Consider the following 15,611-nt stretch of genomic DNA (forward strand, 5'->3'; position numbering starts at 1 on the left):
GTACTAGGTCTTTACAGGGAGTTCGATTATGAACCGTGTACCCCGCGGCGTGTTGCCCTGGACCCGGATCGAACCCCCGTGGTCGCTGATGATGGTGTTGATGATGGTCAGCCCCAGGCCGGTGCCGTGCCGTTTGGTGGAAAAGTAAGGTTCGAAGAGCCTGATCTTGTGCTCGGGAGAGATCCCCCGGCCGTTGTCTGCCACCACGAGCCTGACCACCCCCTGTTCTTCCTCGTATGCGAGTTCCACGGTGATTTCTCCTCCCCCGTCTATGGCGTCCAAGGCGTTGTCCAGCAGGTTGATCATGACCCTCTTCATTTGTTCCTTGTCCAGCTTGAACTCGGGAACTTCAGGACACTCGGTGAAGCGGATCGTGACATCCCGCTGGACATCCTTGTAAAGTCCCACGGCTTCACGAATGACGCTGTTGAGATTGTTGGGGGTGGGATGGGATGCCGGCATCCGGGCGAAACTTGAAAATTCGTTCACCAGTCTTTTGAGTTCTTCCACCTGGTTGATGATCATGCTGGTGCACTCCTCGAAGATCTTGCTCTCTTCAGGGCCCACCTTATCGCCATAACGTCTCTTGAGCCTCTGGGCCGAGAGCTGGATCGGGGTAAGGGGATTCTTGACCTCGTGGGCGATGCGTCTGGCCACCTCACGCCAGGCCGCCATCCGATGGGCCCTTTCGATCTCGGTAAGGTCTTCGAAGACGGCCACCAGTCCCAGGTATCTGCCCTGATCGTCCCGGAGGACGTTAAGGGAGACAAGAAGGATGAGGGTCTTTTCTCCAACGGTGATCCGGGCTTGCCGTTCCACGGATCCTTTTCGGAAAAGACGCTTGTCGGTCAAAAATTCCTCGATGATCCTGAACTGATCTAACGGCAACACATCCCTGTAATTTTTGCCGATGATCTCATTGGCCCGGATGTTCAGCATCCGCTCGGCGGACTTGTTGATGGTGAGGATATTACCCTGGGCGTCGGCCGATATGACACCTGCAGCCACGTTGGCCAGGACGATCTCCATATAGAGGCGCCGCTGCTCGAGTTGGATGTTGCTCCTGACCAGCTCCGCGTTTGCCTCCTCAAGTTGCTGCTTGCTGTTTTTGAGGTCCTGGGTCATTCGGTTGAAGGAGTTGACAAGGATCCCGATCTCATCTCCGGACTCCAAATCGATGTAAAAATCGTAGTCCCCGGAGGCGATACGATTCGTCCCCTCTGCCAACTCCTGTATGGGAACGATGATGCCCTTGGATAGAAAGAAGCCGAACCAGATTGAGGAGAAGATGATGAGCAGGGTGACGATGGTCAGAAGGATCATGTGGGTGACCTTGACCGGGGTCTTGAGCATCTTGAACTGTTTGTATTCTTCCAGGCCCTTGGCGATGGCATCCAGACGATTGGCGAAGGATCGGGGAATGAATTTTTCAAGGACCACCAAGCCAACAACGGCCTTTGACTCTGTCCGGGAAAAGACGGGGACGATGCCGCTGATCAGTACGCCATGGGTGGAGGATTGAAAATCATGTCTTTCGGAGCCCGAGTTGAAGGCCTCTCTCAAGATATCCATCCCCGGATCCTTGAAAGAACCCAGGTTGATCCTCTCATCTATCGCCTGGGCCCGGAGTTTCATTTTCATGGAGTAGACCTTGATCGCCGTCAGGCGGTATTCCAGACGTTTTTCCGCGATGAATTTTTTGAGTTCTTCCTTGCGTGAAATCAGCATGTAGCCGTGGTAGGTGATGAGTCGGCCGAGGTTGTTGCCGTATGAGAGAATCTCGTCAGTGACCTGGTCGTAATACTCCTGGCCTACTTCGAGGGAGATCTTGAGGGAACGCTCGATGGGAAGGTTGAACCAGTACTCGATGGAAGCGGAAATGAACTGAACCGAGACGAAAAAGAGAATAATGGTGGGCAGGAGGGAGAGGCTGACGAAGGCCATCACCAGCTTGGTCCGGAGCTTTGCCCCCATGATCCCCTTTTTTCTCTCAAAGAGGAGTTTTACGAGGTTCCTCGTGGTCAGGAACAGGAGCAGGAGAAGCAGGATGACGTTGATGTCGATCAGGGCGAATATGAGGATGCTGTTGGGGATAGGGAGATCCAGCCCTAAGTCGAAAACGTTCCTCCCCAGATAGGTCAGGAGGATGATGAGGACGGCAAGGGAGAGGATGATGTACCTTTCCCTGCGTCTTCTCCTGCGATCCTGTTTTTCAGCTTCTTGGTATGGTTTCATGGGATTTAATACTGGAAGTCAATTTCATGCCAGTCGGTTTCGAAGTCCCAAAGAGAAAGGAAGAAAAGGAGATGGTGGAGGTAGAGGGGGAGTTTTATCCTGTCAAGCTGGGCCATCATCTTCAGCTTGTATTGCCTCCCCTTTTGCAATTGCTTCAAGGGGATCACTTTTAAGGCAACGACTTCTGCCATGAGTTTCTTCGCTTTGTCCCAATCCCTGACGGTGAGGGTTCGGTCGCCCTGCTCTGCAAGCCTGATGGTGTAAACTTTTTTGATATTGTCGTATTTTACGGTGTGGTTGATTTCCAGGTCGATGATTTTTCTGTCCCAGGCCCATTCTTTCTCTTCGTAGAGCCGGATATAAAAAGTGAAGGTCGTTTGGATCCCGTTTTCAATGGCCTGTTCCATTTCGGGAGTAAAGCATCCCTCCACCGCGAAGTAGACCAGGAGGTGATCCCGGGTATTGGTCAGCACGATATCTGAGAGGCGTGCCTCCTGTGCCTGGGACGGTGCCGGGAAGAAACACAGGAGGGCCAGGATTGCGAGGAGTTTGAAGACCGTTCTCGTCTTTTTCATGGTTTCAACGGTTATAAACGCTCCATGGAAGGGGGCCGGCGGCGGAAGCGTTTTATTATTTTGCACTTGAGGAATGGGCGAGGCGCCCTTGCCCGGTTGAATCCTTGAACCCTCAAGCTGTTTCGAAATTGAAATGGCCGATGATCTTATTCAGAAATTAAGATTGAGAAGTGATCATAGCGAAGAGAGGGGTGAAATGCAACACCCCTGGACCAGGGGGAGCGGCCGGTGTGAGTAGAAGAAATGATCTTAGGCAGGGACGGGTTCCGATGTGCCGAAAGCCGGAAGTTTCAACCTTTTCTGGACGTAAACACGGGGGTCTTCAAAAGCCATTTCTTCCCAGTATTTGCCCCGTTTGACAAGTTTCCTGATCAGGGCGTGATTGAGGGAATGGCCGGACCTTTCGATCACGAAGTGACCGATGACGGGAAAGCCGAGGATGGCGAGATCTCCAATGAAATCCAGGATTTTGTGCCTCACGAACTCGTCCTTGTACCTCAGGCCGTCCTCATTAAGGATTCTGAATTCATCAATGACGATGGCATTGTCCAGTGAACCGCCCATGGCGAGTCCGTTTTCCCTCAGGACATTGATATCCTTTAAAAAACCGAAGGTCCTCGCACGGCTGATCTCCTGGATGAAGTCCTTACCGGAAAAGGAGAGTTCGTAACTCTGGTTTCTCAGGAGAGGATGTTGAAAATCGATAGTATAGGATATCTTGAGTTCTTTGGAGGGGTGGATGGATACGTACTTTTTGCCATCCGAAAGGTGAAAGGGCTTCTTGATGACAAAGAAGCGTTTGGGTTTTTTTTGTTCCTTGATCCCTGCGCTCTTTAAAAGAAATACGAAGGGGGCGGCGCTTCCGTCCATAATAGGGACTTCAGGGCCTTCGACCTCCACCCTTGCGTTGTCGATACCGAGTCCGAAGAAGGCGGCCATCAGGTGTTCAACGGTCGAAACCGTGAATCCATTGTTCCCGATGGTGGTGGAGAGGTTGGTGTCAACGACGTTTTGAAAGCGGGCTGGAATCTCGGGGTTCCCATCAAGATCCTTGCGGATGAAGGATATCCCGCTGTCCGGGGGGGCGGGCTTGATTGTCAAGCTGACCTTTTCGCCGGAGTGCAATCCGATCCCTTCACAACTGGCTTCCTCTCTTAACGTCCGCTGCCTGTAATCCACGCTCATCTCCTATCTTTGAAAAGGGTTCCCCTCATGGACAGCCTCCTGGAGAGCAAGGAATATGCCAGGAACCAAAGGAATTACGAAAAGATAACGACTTGATAGAACTGATTGATTATAAAATAGAAATACGTTCTGATTCTTTTTTTGGTCCGTTGTGGAGGATGCGGCAGCCCGAGATGTGTGGTAAATTTACCACAGTGCTGAGGTAAGAATACAACAACTCTCCTCTGCTCCGGAGGGAAAAGGGATAGGCCCGGTCGTACCCCTTGACAAAGGTTTTTGGATCGGCCAAAAGACTGGCATGGGTATGGCGTTACCTGCAAGAGATCGGCCCTGTGAATAGGAGGAAATCGCCCGTGAAAGAAGAGGAAGCGAAAAAAAGGACACGGGAGACCGCGAAAAAACTTTTTTCCGGAGGCATCGAGATGTCGCCTCCTTACCACCTGTGGAAGGCCTTCGACCGTGATTTGGCCAATGATTTCTCCATGTTCATCACGGGGAATCTCTATTCGAGAGAGATTCTCACCTTGCCGGAGCGCCAGATGGCGGCCTGCGCCATGCTGGCGGCCTTGAGGGCCCACGATGAACTGAGGCTCCATGTCAATGCGGCCCTGAATGTGGGCTGTGATCCCAGGAAGCTTGCAGAGATTTTTTTCCAGCTCGCCACCTATGGCGGGATGCCGGCCGTCAATGAGGCCTTGGGCGTTTTGAAGGGTGTCCTGGAAGAACGAGGCGAGTGGCCCATCCAGGAAGGATGATCCGGGAATCTCCAGCGGGCGGCCCACCCGGATGGAAGGGGCGCCCACAGGGAGGAGGTTCAAAGATGTCATGCTCCAATCAGAAGGCCCCAAGGGCCGTTTCATGGATAAGAACGCTTCTCGCCCTGTCGGCCCTCGGCTCCATTCTTGTCTGCTTCGGGTGTTATCCCACCCTGAAGCAGGAGGTGCAGTCTCCTGAGAAGGCCCTCAAACCCGTGCGTTTTTTCCTCCCTTCCTTCCGTGACGACCTCGACCTTTCTTCCCTTGAACAGGCCATCCGGCTGAACCTCGAATACCTCGACCGACTCCCCCCGGACCGTGTCTTTCGTTACGGCCCCGATGAGTTCACGTGCTCGCAGGTTCGCGAAAGCCAGAAGAAATTCCTCCGCCTCATTGCCAAGGGCCTGGATCCTGAGACATTGAAGAAGCGGATCAAGAAAGAGTTTCGGGTCTATAAAGCCGTGGGCCGGGCCGGGAACCGACATGTTCTTTTCACCGGGTATTTCGAACCGATCTACGAGGGAAGCCTGGAGCCCGATGAGACCTTCCGATATCCTCTTTATAGGCCTCCGCCCGACCTCCTCACCATTGATTTGGGCCTTTTCAGAAAAGCCTACCAGGGGATCCGCCTCATGGCGCGGATAGAGGATGGAAGAATCCTCCCCTATTACACTCGAAAGGAAATCGAGGAGGAAGGGGTTTTGTCAGGGAAGGGGCTGGAACTGGCCTGGCTCAAGGATCCCGTCGAGGTCGCCTTCCTGCAGATCCAAGGATCCGGGCGTCTGAAGTTGAAACAGGGGGGAAGCCTTTGCGTAGGTTACGCCGCCAAGAACGGCCACCCTTTCAGATCCATCGGACGCTATCTTGTCGAGCGGGGATTCCTGAAAAGGGAGGAGCTGTCCATGCAGCGGATCCAGGAATTTCTCGCCTCTCATCCCGAGTCGAGGGATGAAGTCTTGAACCATAATCCATCCTACGTCTTTTTCCGATCCCTGGGCCAAGGATCGGTCGTGGGCAATATCAACGTTCCCCTGACCCCGGGCCGATCCCTGGCCCTGGATTCCAGGCTTTTCCCAAAAGGGGCCCTGGCCTTCATTTCGACGCAGAAACCCGTACTGGACGAGAAGGGTAAGATCCGCGGATGGAAGCCCTTTTCCCGTTTTGTGTTGAACCAGGATACCGGGGGTGCCATCCGGGGAGCGGGCAGGGCGGATCTTTTTTGCGGGAGCGGTCCCTATGCCGAGGTTGTGGCCGGGCACCTGAAGCACGACGGTGATCTTTATATTCTTATCGGAAAACCCTGAAAGGCGGGGAAATCGGCCTTGCACCGGGCCTGCTCCACGAAAAGAGATCCTTCCAGGGAGAACCTTGTGACGGGCTAAATCCCAAACTTTGAAAAATCGGCCATCCTGGAGAAAAACCGGGACAGTTCCTGCAAGAGCCCAACCCGGTTGTTTCGAAGCCGGGGCTCTTCGCCGGTCAGGATCTCCACACCTTCAAAGAGGTCATCGACCGGTTTTCTCAACCCCGCCATGAGATTCAGCGCTTCGAAGTAGTTTTTTCCCTCCATGTTCCGGAGGACGTCGTCCTTTACCGATTGATAAGCATCCCAAAGCGCGGTTTCACACTTTTCCTTGAAGAGGGCGGGGTCCACGGGATGAATCTCGGACTCTTTCTTCAGGATATTGGTCACCCTTTTGACCGTGAGGACCAGGGACTCGAATTCCCCGGATTGGGAGACAAAGCGATCGAGTTGCTCGATCCTGGCCCGGAGTTGAGAGATGATGTCGAAGTCCGCCGAAATGACGGCCTCGACCAGATCCGTCTTGAAATCCGAGCGAAGCATCATCTGCCTGTACCGCTCCCGGAAGAAGTCCGTCACCTTGGCTGATACAGCCCCTTCATCGAAATCGATTTCTTCCTTGAGAAGGGCGGTGGAACGGGTGATGAAATCCGTGAGGGAAAGCTCCCAGCCGAATTTCTCCAGGATTCGGATAATGGCCAGGGCATGCCTTCGAAGGGCGAAGGGGTCTGCCGCTCCCGTGGGTTCGAGCCCCACGGCGAAACAGCCCGTTATGGTGTCCATGCGGTCAGCCGTGCCGACGGCCGCTCCGACGGCCGTGGTCGGAAGATCTCCGCCCGCCCGGTCCGGGAGGTAGTGTTCGTGGATTGCGGTACAGATCTCCTCGGGGTAACCCTCGAGCCTGGCGTATTCTTTGCCCATCACTCCTTGGAGGGATGTGAATTCCATGACCATTTCGGTTTCCAGGTCGCACTTGCACAGCTTGGCGGCAGTCCGAATTTCATCGATTTTGTCCGGGACGAATCTTTGGGCCAGGTATTCGGCCAGGCGGGTGAAACGCTGAATCTTGGCGTAAGAGGTCCCGAGGTCGGCCTGATAGATGACCTGCTTCAGGTCTTCAAGCCGGGAGATCAGGGGGCGTTTCCTGTCTTCCTTGAAAAAGAAATCCGCGTCGGCCAGACGGGCCCGAAGGACCCTTTCGAGCCCCTTGCGTACCACCTTTTCGTCCCGCACCCGGGTGTTGTTCACGGCAACAAAGTTGGGCAACAGCCGTCCTTCCGGGTCGCGGACCGAAAAATACTTCTGATGCTTCTTCATGGCCGTGATGAGGACCGGCTCGGGGAGGCTGAGAAAGGACCTGTCGAAACCGCCGCATATCGCCGTGGGCCACTCCACCATGTTGGTGACGGTGGCGAGTAGTTCCGGGTCCTCGCCGGGGATGCCGGAAACGGTCCCCGCAGCGGAGGCTACGGCTTCCCTTATGATCCTGGAGCGCTCCCCGGGATCGATGAGAACGTACCGTTCCCTGGTCTTTTGGAAATAGTCTTCAAGGCCGCTCACCTCGACGGCTTCAGGCGACATGAAACGGTGTCCCCTGGTCCTGTTTCCGCTCTGGACCCCGGCCGTCTCGAAAGGGATCACCTTCCCTTCGAAGAGGGCAAGTATCCAGTGAACCGGGCGAACGAAGGAAAAACCCAGGCTCCCCCACCGCATGGACTTGGGCCAGGGGATTTCCGCCACCAGGGAGGGGAGGATCTCAGGGAGTACATCGAGGGTCGGCTTCCCCTCGATCCGCCGTCTCACGAAGAGATACTCCCCTTTGGGGGTTTCCCTGCACTCCAATTCCTCAATGGGAACCCCCTGTTTTTTGGCGAATCCCAGGGCCGCCTTGGTGGGGTTCCCCTCTTCGTCATAGGCCGCCCTTTTCGGAGGACCCGTGATCTCCTGGACCGCGTCTTCCTGCTTGGCCGCCACGTTCCGGCCGATCAACACCAGACGGCGCGGGGTCCCGTAAGTCTCAAACCCTTCCCCGATACCGATCCGCTGCTCCTTGAAGCGGGATTCGGCCAGGCGCTTGAATTCCCTGAGGGCCTCCTCCTGGTAATCCGAGGGGATCTCTTCAGTGCCGATTTCGAATAGCAATTCACCCATCGTTGCTCCTCTCTCGTCCATCCCCTTTCCTGTTGAGCAAGGGGTACCCCATTTCCTCTCTCTGGGCCAAGTAGTTTTTGGCCACCTTCCGGGCCAGGTTTCTGATCCGATCGATGAAGTGGGTCCTCTCCGTGACGCTGATGGCGCCCCTGGCTTCCAGCAGGTTGAAAAGATGGGAACATTTGAGACAGTAATCATAGGCGGGCAGCACGAGACCCTCCTTGCTTACCCTGAGGGATTCCTGTTCACAGCGGTCGAACATCTCCTGGAGCATCTCGATGTCCGCGAGTTCAAAGCTGTATACCGACAGCTCCCATTCACCCTTCTTATGAATGTCTCCATAGGTGATGGTCTCGTTCCACATGAGATCGTAAACGCTTTCTTTTTCCTGGAGGTACATGGCGATTCTTTCCAGCCCGTAAGTGATTTCAACGGAAATGGGATCCAGGCGGATGCTGCCCGCCTGCTGAAAGTAAGTAAACTGGGTGATCTCCATTCCATCCAGCCATACCTCCCACCCCAGACCGGAGGCCCCCAGGGTCGGCGATTCCCAGTCATCTTCCACGAACCGGATGTCATGGTCCAGCGGGTCGATGCCCAGGGCCTTGAGGCTGTCCAGGTAGATGTCCTGGATATCAAGGGGAGAGGGCTTGATGATCACCTGGTACTGGTAATAGTGCCCCAAACGGTTGGGATTCTCCCCGTAGCGGCCGTCGGTGGGGCGTCTGGAGGGTTCCACATAGGCCACGGACCATGGTTCGGGGCCGAGGGCTCTGAGGAGCGTGGCCGGGTTGAAGGTTCCGGCCCCTACCTCCAGGTCGTAGGGTTGCTGAATCACGCATCCCCGCTCCCCCCAGAATTTTTCCAATGTCAGGATGAGTTCTTGAAAGGTCATGGGTATACCCCGCCAATAGAGTTCGTCTTTTTTCACCAGGCCATACTCTTAAAGTCTGAAAACCTAACACCCGCCAGTGTCGATGTCAATGAGATCTCGACTGAGGAAAGAAGAGAGCAGAGGATGCGAAATGGGCGTTGTGATTTGTCCTGATCTTTACTATGATTCACCGGTGTTTTCCCGGTCCCCTCCGGAAGGGGGTGTCCGAAGGTGCGGGATCTGGTGCCCGGTTGAACACCGTTTTCCGCCGTTTCGGCGCTGACGGACCAAAGGAGCTTAGAAATGAAAGGCATAATCTTGGCCGGGGGTTCAGGGACCCGGCTTTTCCCCATCACTCGTGTGGTGAGCAAGCAGCTCATGCCGGTCTACGATAAACCCATGGTCTACTATCCCCTATCGGTTCTGATGCTCGCCGGTATCAGGGAGATCCTGGTCATTTCCACCCCCTGGGATCTTCCACGGTTCCGGGAACTTCTCGGTGACGGTTCCCGTTACGGCCTAACCCTTTCCTACGAGGAGCAGCCGAGGCCTGAGGGGTTGGCCCAGGCCTTTCTGATCGGAAAGGATTTCATCGGCAAGGATCCGGTCTGCCTGGTCCTGGGGGACAACATTTTTTACGGGCACGGGTTGCCGCGGCGGCTTAGGGCCTGTGCCCGGCTGGAGAAGGGCGGAATCATTTTCGGTTATCCGGTAAAAGAGCCCCAGCGATACGGCGTGGTCAGGTTCGATTCTAAGGGACGGGTGACGGATATCGAGGAAAAACCTGAAAAACCTGCATCCCGCTGGGCCGTCCCCGGACTCTATTTTTACGATAACAGGGTCGTGCGTATTGCTGAGGAGTTGAAACCCTCGGCCCGGGGGGAACTGGAGATCACCGATGTCAACCTTGCCTATCTTCGAAGAGGGGAACTGCGGGTGGAGCTCCTGGGAAGGGGGTTCGCCTGGCTGGATACAGGGACCCATGAATCTCTCCAGCAGGCGGCGAATTTTGTTCAGGCGATACAGGATCGACAGGGCCTCAAGATCTCCAGTATCGAGGAAATCGCTTTTCGACTGGGCTATATCGACCTTGAGCAACTGGAGGAACTGGCCCGGGAGATGATACAGAACGAATACGGCCGCTACCTCATGGAAATCGTGGAAGAGGAAAAGAGGGGACTTGAAGACCATGCTCGTCAGGAACCTTGATGAATCCATTCCCGGACTTCTTCTTGTTGAACCGCAGGTTTTCCGGGACCGCCGGGGCTTCTTCCTCGAAACCTTTCACCGGGACAAGTATAGGGCCGCAGGAATCAGGGGGCCGTTCCTCCAGGACAACCATTCCCACTCTGTGCACGGCACCCTCCGGGGTCTTCATTATCAGCTCCGGCATCCCCAGGGAAAACTGATATATGTGGTGAAGGGCGAGATCTTCGATGTGGCCGTGGATATCCGCAGGGGATCTCCCACCTTTGGGCGGTGGGCCGCCACCATCCTTTCTTCTGAAAATAAGTGTCAGCTTTATATCCCGGAAGGATTCGCCCACGGGTTTTCTGTATTGAGCGAATCGGCCGACATAATCTATAAGTGCACGGATCTTTATGATCCGGAAGATGAATACGGTATCCTGTGGTCCGACCCGTCGATCGGGATAGATTGGCCCCTAAGGGATCCGATTCTCTCCGACAAGGACCGCCGGAATCCAGAGTTGAAGGATGTCCCTGTCACCTTCCTGCCGGTTCTCAGGCCCTGAAACTCCACGGAGGGGCCTCCCCCGCCCCCATAACAGACCCTCAATACCCTTGCCAGCCAACAAAACCGCATTCCCAGCGCTTTTCCATCTAAAAGGCGGGAGAAATAGCTGCAGGGAAAGGGAAGGGGAGGTGCAGGAGGCTGAAACCATCGCCGGTACTGCCCTGTCGGCGCCATGGAAGTCTTAACTTCGAGTCTGTATCTGCCGATAGACACTAAAAGGAGGCCATTCCGGAAGAGTTGGGTTAAAGAGGCGCTCAACACTTCCCCATGGTAAATCATAGTTTAATTTAATTAAAAACTATTTAACGCAAATAAAGCTTGAAATTTAAAATGGATTATGATATAGAAAATTTTCTTGCCTGATTCTTGCTCAACGAAAGGCTGTTTTACGTCTCTTTCGCGATGAAACTGGTATGAATGAATACTTTTTATCACAGCAAACGATATGGGCTCCCTGCGGCAGGCAAACAGGGGAGTCCCTGTGTGTTTCCCGGTGGGTGTGTTAAAGATGAATGTTCAAAGCCCTCTTTTTGAGCAGATTTCCACCCTGAAAAATCTCCCTTCCCTTCCCCATATCCTCTTGAAGCTTTTTGAGGCCTGCAACCGGGAAGACAGCAGCCTCAAGGAGATCTCGGGAATCGTCGGCAAGGACCCATCCCTGAGCGCAAGAATGCTCAGGTTGGTCAATTCCGCCTATTTCGGATTGTCGCAAAAAATAGACGATATCGGGCAGGCCGTCGTTCTCGTGGGGATCAGGGGCGTGAAAAATATGGCCGTCTGCGCTTGCGTCTACGAGGCCTTCAGGGGAACCCGGGGAAACGGAATCTTCAATCTCAAACGGTTCTGGTGGCACTCCCTGAGATGCGCTTTCCTGGCCAGGGAGATTTCCGAAAGAGTGCATTACGGCCATCCTGACGAAGCCTTTATGTCAGGCCTGCTCCATGACATGGGCAAGCTGGTCCTATGGGTCAATTTCAGGGAAGCATACGAGGATCTCCTGAAAAGGTCCAGCGGCCGGCTCAATCTCCTACTGGAAGGGGAAGCCCGCTTGGGGGCGACCCATTGTGAAGTCGGGGCCTGGCTTCTCCACAAGTGGAATCTTCAATCTCTCGTCTCTGACCCTGTGCTTTACCACCACGAGAGTCCGGGGCGGATCATGCATTCCCTTCCCCTGGTTCAGATTGTCTATGTGGCCAATGCTCTGTGCCAGGAGTCCGGATCAGTGTCGGCGGAAGGTGAAAAGATGGCGCGGATGATCCTGGGTTTGAGTGGAGAAGAAATCGGGGAATTTCTCGCCCATTCGGACCGGGAGGCCCTGGACGTGGCCCGTTCCCTCGAGATAGAGATCGACACTTCGGAGGATCCGGGGACGGAATCCGGAGAGAAAGACCTGAAGGTGCGTAAGGCCCTTGTCCAGGAAGTCAAAAATGTTTCTCTTCTCGTCGGCACTCTCCAGGCTTACCTGGAAGTCGATGATCTGAGTGGCATCCTGGATGTGGCATCACAGGGATTGGAAATCCTTTTTGACGTGAAAAGTGCGCTGTTTTTCCTCCTGGATCCTGAAAAGGATTTCCTCATCGGGTATCTTCGCAGCAGCGAGGGCGGGTTCGTTTCAAGCCATGACCTCTCGGTTTCGTTGAAGATGAAGGACAGCCTGCCGGTGAAGAGCCTGGAAGAAGGTCGGGCGATGGATTCTTTCAGCGCACAGGTGCACTCCCCTCCCATGATCCTGGACGAGCAAGTGGTTCGGCTGCTGGGAAAGGAGGGGATCTTCTGCCATCCCATGGTGGTCCAGGGAGAATCCGTGGGGGTTCTGGTCCTGGGAGTGGATCGAAGTGAATTATCCCGGCTTACCAGTCAAACCGATCTTTTGAACGTATTCGTGCAAAAGGGAGCCCTTGCCCTCAGGCTGGAGTACTTGAGACGCAGCCGCCTGAAGACCATCCAGCGCGAGCGTATCGATGCTTCGACTGACCTGGCGCGCAAGATCATCCATGAAGTGAACAACCCCCTTGGCATTATCAAGAATTATCTCAAGATCCTGGGAATCAAGCTGGCCGAGCAGGATATAGCCCAGGAGGAGATCCGGATCATCAACGAGGAGATCGATCGGGTATCCCAGCTTCTCCAGGAACTCTCCGGACTCACCCGGGAGAAGCCCCACCAGAGGGAAAATGTGGAGATCAACGCTTTGCTTCTGGATATTCTCAAGCTCGCGAGGGAATCCCTCCTGAAAAATTCCAAGATTGAGCTCCAACTCGACCTGGAGCGGTCCCTGCCTAAGGTCGTGGCCGAAAAGAACGGACTCAAGCAGGTTTTCATCAACCTGATCAAGAACGCAGCCGAGGCCATGAAGGATGGAGGAAACCTTCGCATACAGACCCGGCATATACAGGGAGCCGGCGGAGGGCCTGGATCAGGGAAAGGAGCTGCCGACAAGGGATGCGTGGAGGTGACCTTCCGGGACAACGGCCCCGGCATACCCGAGGAGATCCGGGAAAAGCTGTTTGATCCTTATGTCGGAACCAAGGGCGAGGGGCATTCGGGTCTGGGTCTTTCCGTTGCCCACAACATCATTAAGTCCTTCAGGGGCAGCATCACTTGCGAGAGTGAAACGGGTGCCGGAACAGTATTCCGAATCGAGTTGCCCGTTTCGAGTGATTAGTACAACCTTTGTGTAGGGAGTCCCAAATGTCACGAGCACCTGATATCCTGGTGGTTGATGACGAACCCCGGATGTGCGAGAGTCTGGCCTATCTCCTCAATACCCGGGAGTACCGTGTTTCCACGGCCCATTGCGGCCGCGATGCTATCGATCTCTTGTCCAGGGGCGAGTTTGACCTGGCCCTCCTGGATATCCACTTGCCGGACATGATGGGCCATGAAATCATGGACCACATCAATGCCCATTGTCCTGAAACCGTGGTTATCGTCATAACGGGAAATGCCAATCTGGATTCGGCTGTGGCGGCATTAAGAAGAGGAGCCTATGATTACCTCCGCAAGCCCTTTGAATTCGACGAGCTTCTCAGGACGGTCGAAAACGCCCTCAATCAAAAACGCCTGAAACGCGAGAAGGACAGCATCCACAAGCGGCTGAATATCTCCGAGGAACGGTATCGTTACCTCGTGCAGAATTCCCCCGACATCATTTATACCCTGGATCCCCGGGGGAACTTCACCTTTGTAAGTGATGCCGTGGAGCGTCTCCTCGGATTCAAGAGCGATCAACTGGTAGGCAAACATTACAGCACCATTGTATACGAAGAGGACCTGGACAAGGCGAAGTGGTTTTTCAATGAGAGGAGAACGGGTCCTCGGGCTTCCAGCGGAATCGAGTTGAGGTTAAAGGTCGCGGAAAGCGAGGATTCCAGAGATTGCGAGATCCGGCACCTCACCGTCGAGCTGAAATCAACGGGGATCTATGACCGTCCGCCCAAGGAGGAAGGCAAACGGTATCTCGGAACCCACGGGGTCATACGCGACATCAGTGAGCGGAAGAGACTTCAGGCCCAGCTCCAACACGCCGAGCGGATGAAGGCCCTGGGGACTCTCTCGGGGGGAATCGCTCATGACTTCAACAACCTGCTCATGGGTATCCAGGGAAACATATCCTTGATGTTGATGGATACCGATGCGGAGCATCCCCATTACGTGCGCCTGCGAAACATCGAGGAATATGTGAAGAGCGGCGCCGACCTGACGAGACAACTCCTCGGGTTCGCAAGGGGGGGGAAGTATCAGGTCAAGGCCGCGAACCTCAACGAATTGATCCGGAAGAGTTCAGAGATGTTCGGCAGGACCAGGAAAGAGATCCGGATCCACAGGGAACTGCAGGAGGACCTCTGGCCGGTGGAGATCGATGAGGGTCAGATCGAACAGGTGCTTCTGAATCTGTATGTCAATGCCTGGCACGCCATGCCCCAAGGGGGGGATCTCTATCTGGAGACCCGAAACCAGAGAATCACGGAGGATGAGGCCCTGACGCACATGCTGGAAAAAGGCCCCTATGTCAGGGTTTCCGTTCGGGATACGGGCGTGGGGATGGACGAGGCCACCCAGAAGAGGATCTTTGAACCCTTTTTCACCACCAAAGAGATGGGGCGGGGCTCGGGACTCGGTCTTGCTTCCGCCTACGGAATCATCCAGAACCACGACGGGATTATCGGTGTCCAGAGTGAAAAAGGCAAGGGTTCGGAGTTCTACATCTTTCTCCCGGCGTCGAAAAAGGCCGTTATGGAAGAAGAAGAACCCGAGAAAAGGGTGTTGAATGGAACGGAGACGGTTCTCCTTGTGGACGATGAGGAAATGATCCTCGAGGTAGGACAGGCGATGCTGGAAAAACTCGGCTACAGGGTCATAACGGCGCGAAGCGGAATGGAGGCGGTCGAGATCCTGAAGGGTGCGGATTCGTCAGGCGATATGGCGGTGGGAAGCAGGGGAGCTTCCGGCTCCAGTCGGGGCGGCGTTTCCCCGGACCTGGTCATCCTGGACATGATCATGCCTGGAATGGGGGGAGGAGAGACCTTTGATCGCCTGAAGGCCATTAATCCGGACATCAAGGTGCTCCTTTCAAGCGGCTACAGCGTGGACGGCCAGGCGAGCAAAATCCTTGAACGGGGCTGTAACGGCTTTATCCAGAAACCTTTCAATATAAATGAGCTTTCTGAAAAGATGAGAGAAATCCTGAAAGAAGACAATCCCCTCCCAAGGGCCCGTAGGGGTGAGGAGACCATGGGCTTTCATATGAATTGAACCCTGCAACCGTATTGACTTGC

General features: G+C 54.7%; 11 protein-coding genes. 6 read left to right on the forward strand and 5 right to left on the reverse strand.

Features of this window, described 5'->3' with window-relative positions; all coding sequences use genetic code 11:
* Positions 1-3 precede the first annotated feature (3 nt).
* From JRF57_04425 to JRF57_04435, 3 genes are all read right to left on the reverse strand, one after another.
* Positions 4-2,235, reverse strand: coding sequence for a PAS domain-containing protein (locus JRF57_04425; protein ID MBW2302940.1), 2,232 nt, complete (start codon positions 2,233-2,235; stop codon positions 4-6).
* Positions 2,236-2,240: 5 nt separating this feature from the next.
* The gene (locus JRF57_04430) at positions 2,241-2,810 is read right to left on the reverse strand and encodes a DUF4390 domain-containing protein (protein MBW2302941.1); all 570 of its coding nucleotides are present in this window, start codon (positions 2,808-2,810) and stop codon (positions 2,241-2,243) included.
* Positions 2,811-3,059: 249 nt separating this feature from the next.
* Positions 3,060-3,995 (reverse strand): UDP-3-O-acyl-N-acetylglucosamine deacetylase, encoded by a 936-nt coding sequence (locus JRF57_04435; protein ID MBW2302942.1) that lies wholly within the window; start codon positions 3,993-3,995, stop codon positions 3,060-3,062.
* A gap of 422 nt (positions 3,996-4,417) precedes the next feature.
* On the opposite strand from JRF57_04435, the gene JRF57_04440 reads away from it, so the two are divergent.
* Positions 4,418-4,750 (forward strand): carboxymuconolactone decarboxylase family protein, encoded by a 333-nt coding sequence (locus JRF57_04440; protein ID MBW2302943.1) that lies wholly within the window; start codon positions 4,418-4,420, stop codon positions 4,748-4,750.
* Positions 4,751-4,815: 65 nt separating this feature from the next.
* On the forward strand, positions 4,816-6,054 hold the full coding sequence (locus tag JRF57_04445) for an MltA domain-containing protein (GenBank protein MBW2302944.1): 1,239 nt from the start codon (positions 4,816-4,818) through the stop codon (positions 6,052-6,054).
* Positions 6,055-6,128: 74 nt separating this feature from the next.
* Here JRF57_04445 and JRF57_04450 read toward each other — a convergent pair whose 3' ends face one another.
* Together JRF57_04450 and glyQ are read right to left on the reverse strand one after the other, a co-directional pair.
* A complete protein-coding gene (locus tag JRF57_04450; protein ID MBW2302945.1) occupies positions 6,129-8,225 on the reverse strand; it encodes a glycine--tRNA ligase subunit beta in 2,097 nt (698 codons plus the stop codon).
* Positions 8,197-9,099: a glycine--tRNA ligase subunit alpha gene (glyQ, locus tag JRF57_04455; GenBank protein ID MBW2302946.1), complete on the reverse strand. Its 903-nt coding sequence runs from the start codon at positions 9,097-9,099 to the stop codon at positions 8,197-8,199. Before glyQ ends, JRF57_04450 begins: the two co-directional genes overlap by 29 nt.
* A 282-nt stretch (positions 9,100-9,381) precedes the next feature.
* On the opposite strand from glyQ, the gene rfbA reads away from it, so the two are divergent.
* From rfbA to JRF57_04475, 4 genes are all read left to right on the forward strand, one after another.
* Entirely contained in the window at positions 9,382-10,287 is a 906-nt protein-coding gene (gene rfbA / locus JRF57_04460; GenBank protein MBW2302947.1) for a glucose-1-phosphate thymidylyltransferase RfbA, read from the forward strand.
* Positions 10,268-10,831 carry a dTDP-4-dehydrorhamnose 3,5-epimerase gene (gene rfbC / locus JRF57_04465; GenBank protein ID MBW2302948.1) on the forward strand — a complete coding sequence of 188 codons (564 nt, stop codon included), beginning with the start codon at positions 10,268-10,270 and terminating at the stop codon, positions 10,829-10,831. The genes rfbA and rfbC overlap by 20 nt, the downstream gene beginning before the upstream one ends.
* A gap of 510 nt (positions 10,832-11,341) precedes the next feature.
* Positions 11,342-13,498: an HDOD domain-containing protein gene (locus JRF57_04470; protein MBW2302949.1), complete on the forward strand. Its 2,157-nt coding sequence runs from the start codon at positions 11,342-11,344 to the stop codon at positions 13,496-13,498.
* A gap of 26 nt (positions 13,499-13,524) precedes the next feature.
* Positions 13,525-15,588, forward strand: a complete 2,064-nt coding sequence (locus JRF57_04475; GenBank protein MBW2302950.1) for a response regulator — start codon at positions 13,525-13,527, stop codon at positions 15,586-15,588.
* The last annotated feature ends 23 nt before the right edge of the window (positions 15,589-15,611 follow it).

The organism is Deltaproteobacteria bacterium (assembly GCA_019310525.1).
Lineage (GTDB): Bacteria > Desulfobacterota > DSM-4660 > Desulfatiglandales > HGW-15 > JAFDEE01.

Excerpts from the sequence above, each read along its gene's own strand:
- glyQ (MBW2302946.1), bottom strand. The coding sequence starts at position 9,099 with ATGACCTTTCAAGAACTCATCCTGACATTGGAAAAATTCTGGGGGGAG.
- JRF57_04430 (MBW2302941.1), bottom strand. The coding sequence starts at position 2,810 with ATGAAAAAGACGAGAACGGTCTTCAAACTCCTCGCAATCCTGGCCCTC.
- JRF57_04470 (MBW2302949.1), top strand. The coding sequence starts at position 11,342 with ATGAATGTTCAAAGCCCTCTTTTTGAGCAGATTTCCACCCTGAAAAAT.
- JRF57_04450 (MBW2302945.1), bottom strand. The coding sequence starts at position 8,225 with ATGGACGAGAGAGGAGCAACGATGGGTGAATTGCTATTCGAAATCGGC.
- JRF57_04435 (MBW2302942.1), bottom strand. The coding sequence starts at position 3,995 with ATGAGCGTGGATTACAGGCAGCGGACGTTAAGAGAGGAAGCCAGTTGT.
- rfbC (MBW2302948.1), top strand. The coding sequence starts at position 10,268 with ATGCTCGTCAGGAACCTTGATGAATCCATTCCCGGACTTCTTCTTGTT.
- JRF57_04425 (MBW2302940.1), bottom strand. The coding sequence starts at position 2,235 with ATGAAACCATACCAAGAAGCTGAAAAACAGGATCGCAGGAGAAGACGC.
- JRF57_04445 (MBW2302944.1), top strand. The coding sequence starts at position 4,816 with ATGTCATGCTCCAATCAGAAGGCCCCAAGGGCCGTTTCATGGATAAGA.
- JRF57_04475 (MBW2302950.1), top strand. The coding sequence starts at position 13,525 with ATGTCACGAGCACCTGATATCCTGGTGGTTGATGACGAACCCCGGATG.
- JRF57_04440 (MBW2302943.1), top strand. The coding sequence starts at position 4,418 with ATGTCGCCTCCTTACCACCTGTGGAAGGCCTTCGACCGTGATTTGGCC.
- rfbA (MBW2302947.1), top strand. The coding sequence starts at position 9,382 with ATGAAAGGCATAATCTTGGCCGGGGGTTCAGGGACCCGGCTTTTCCCC.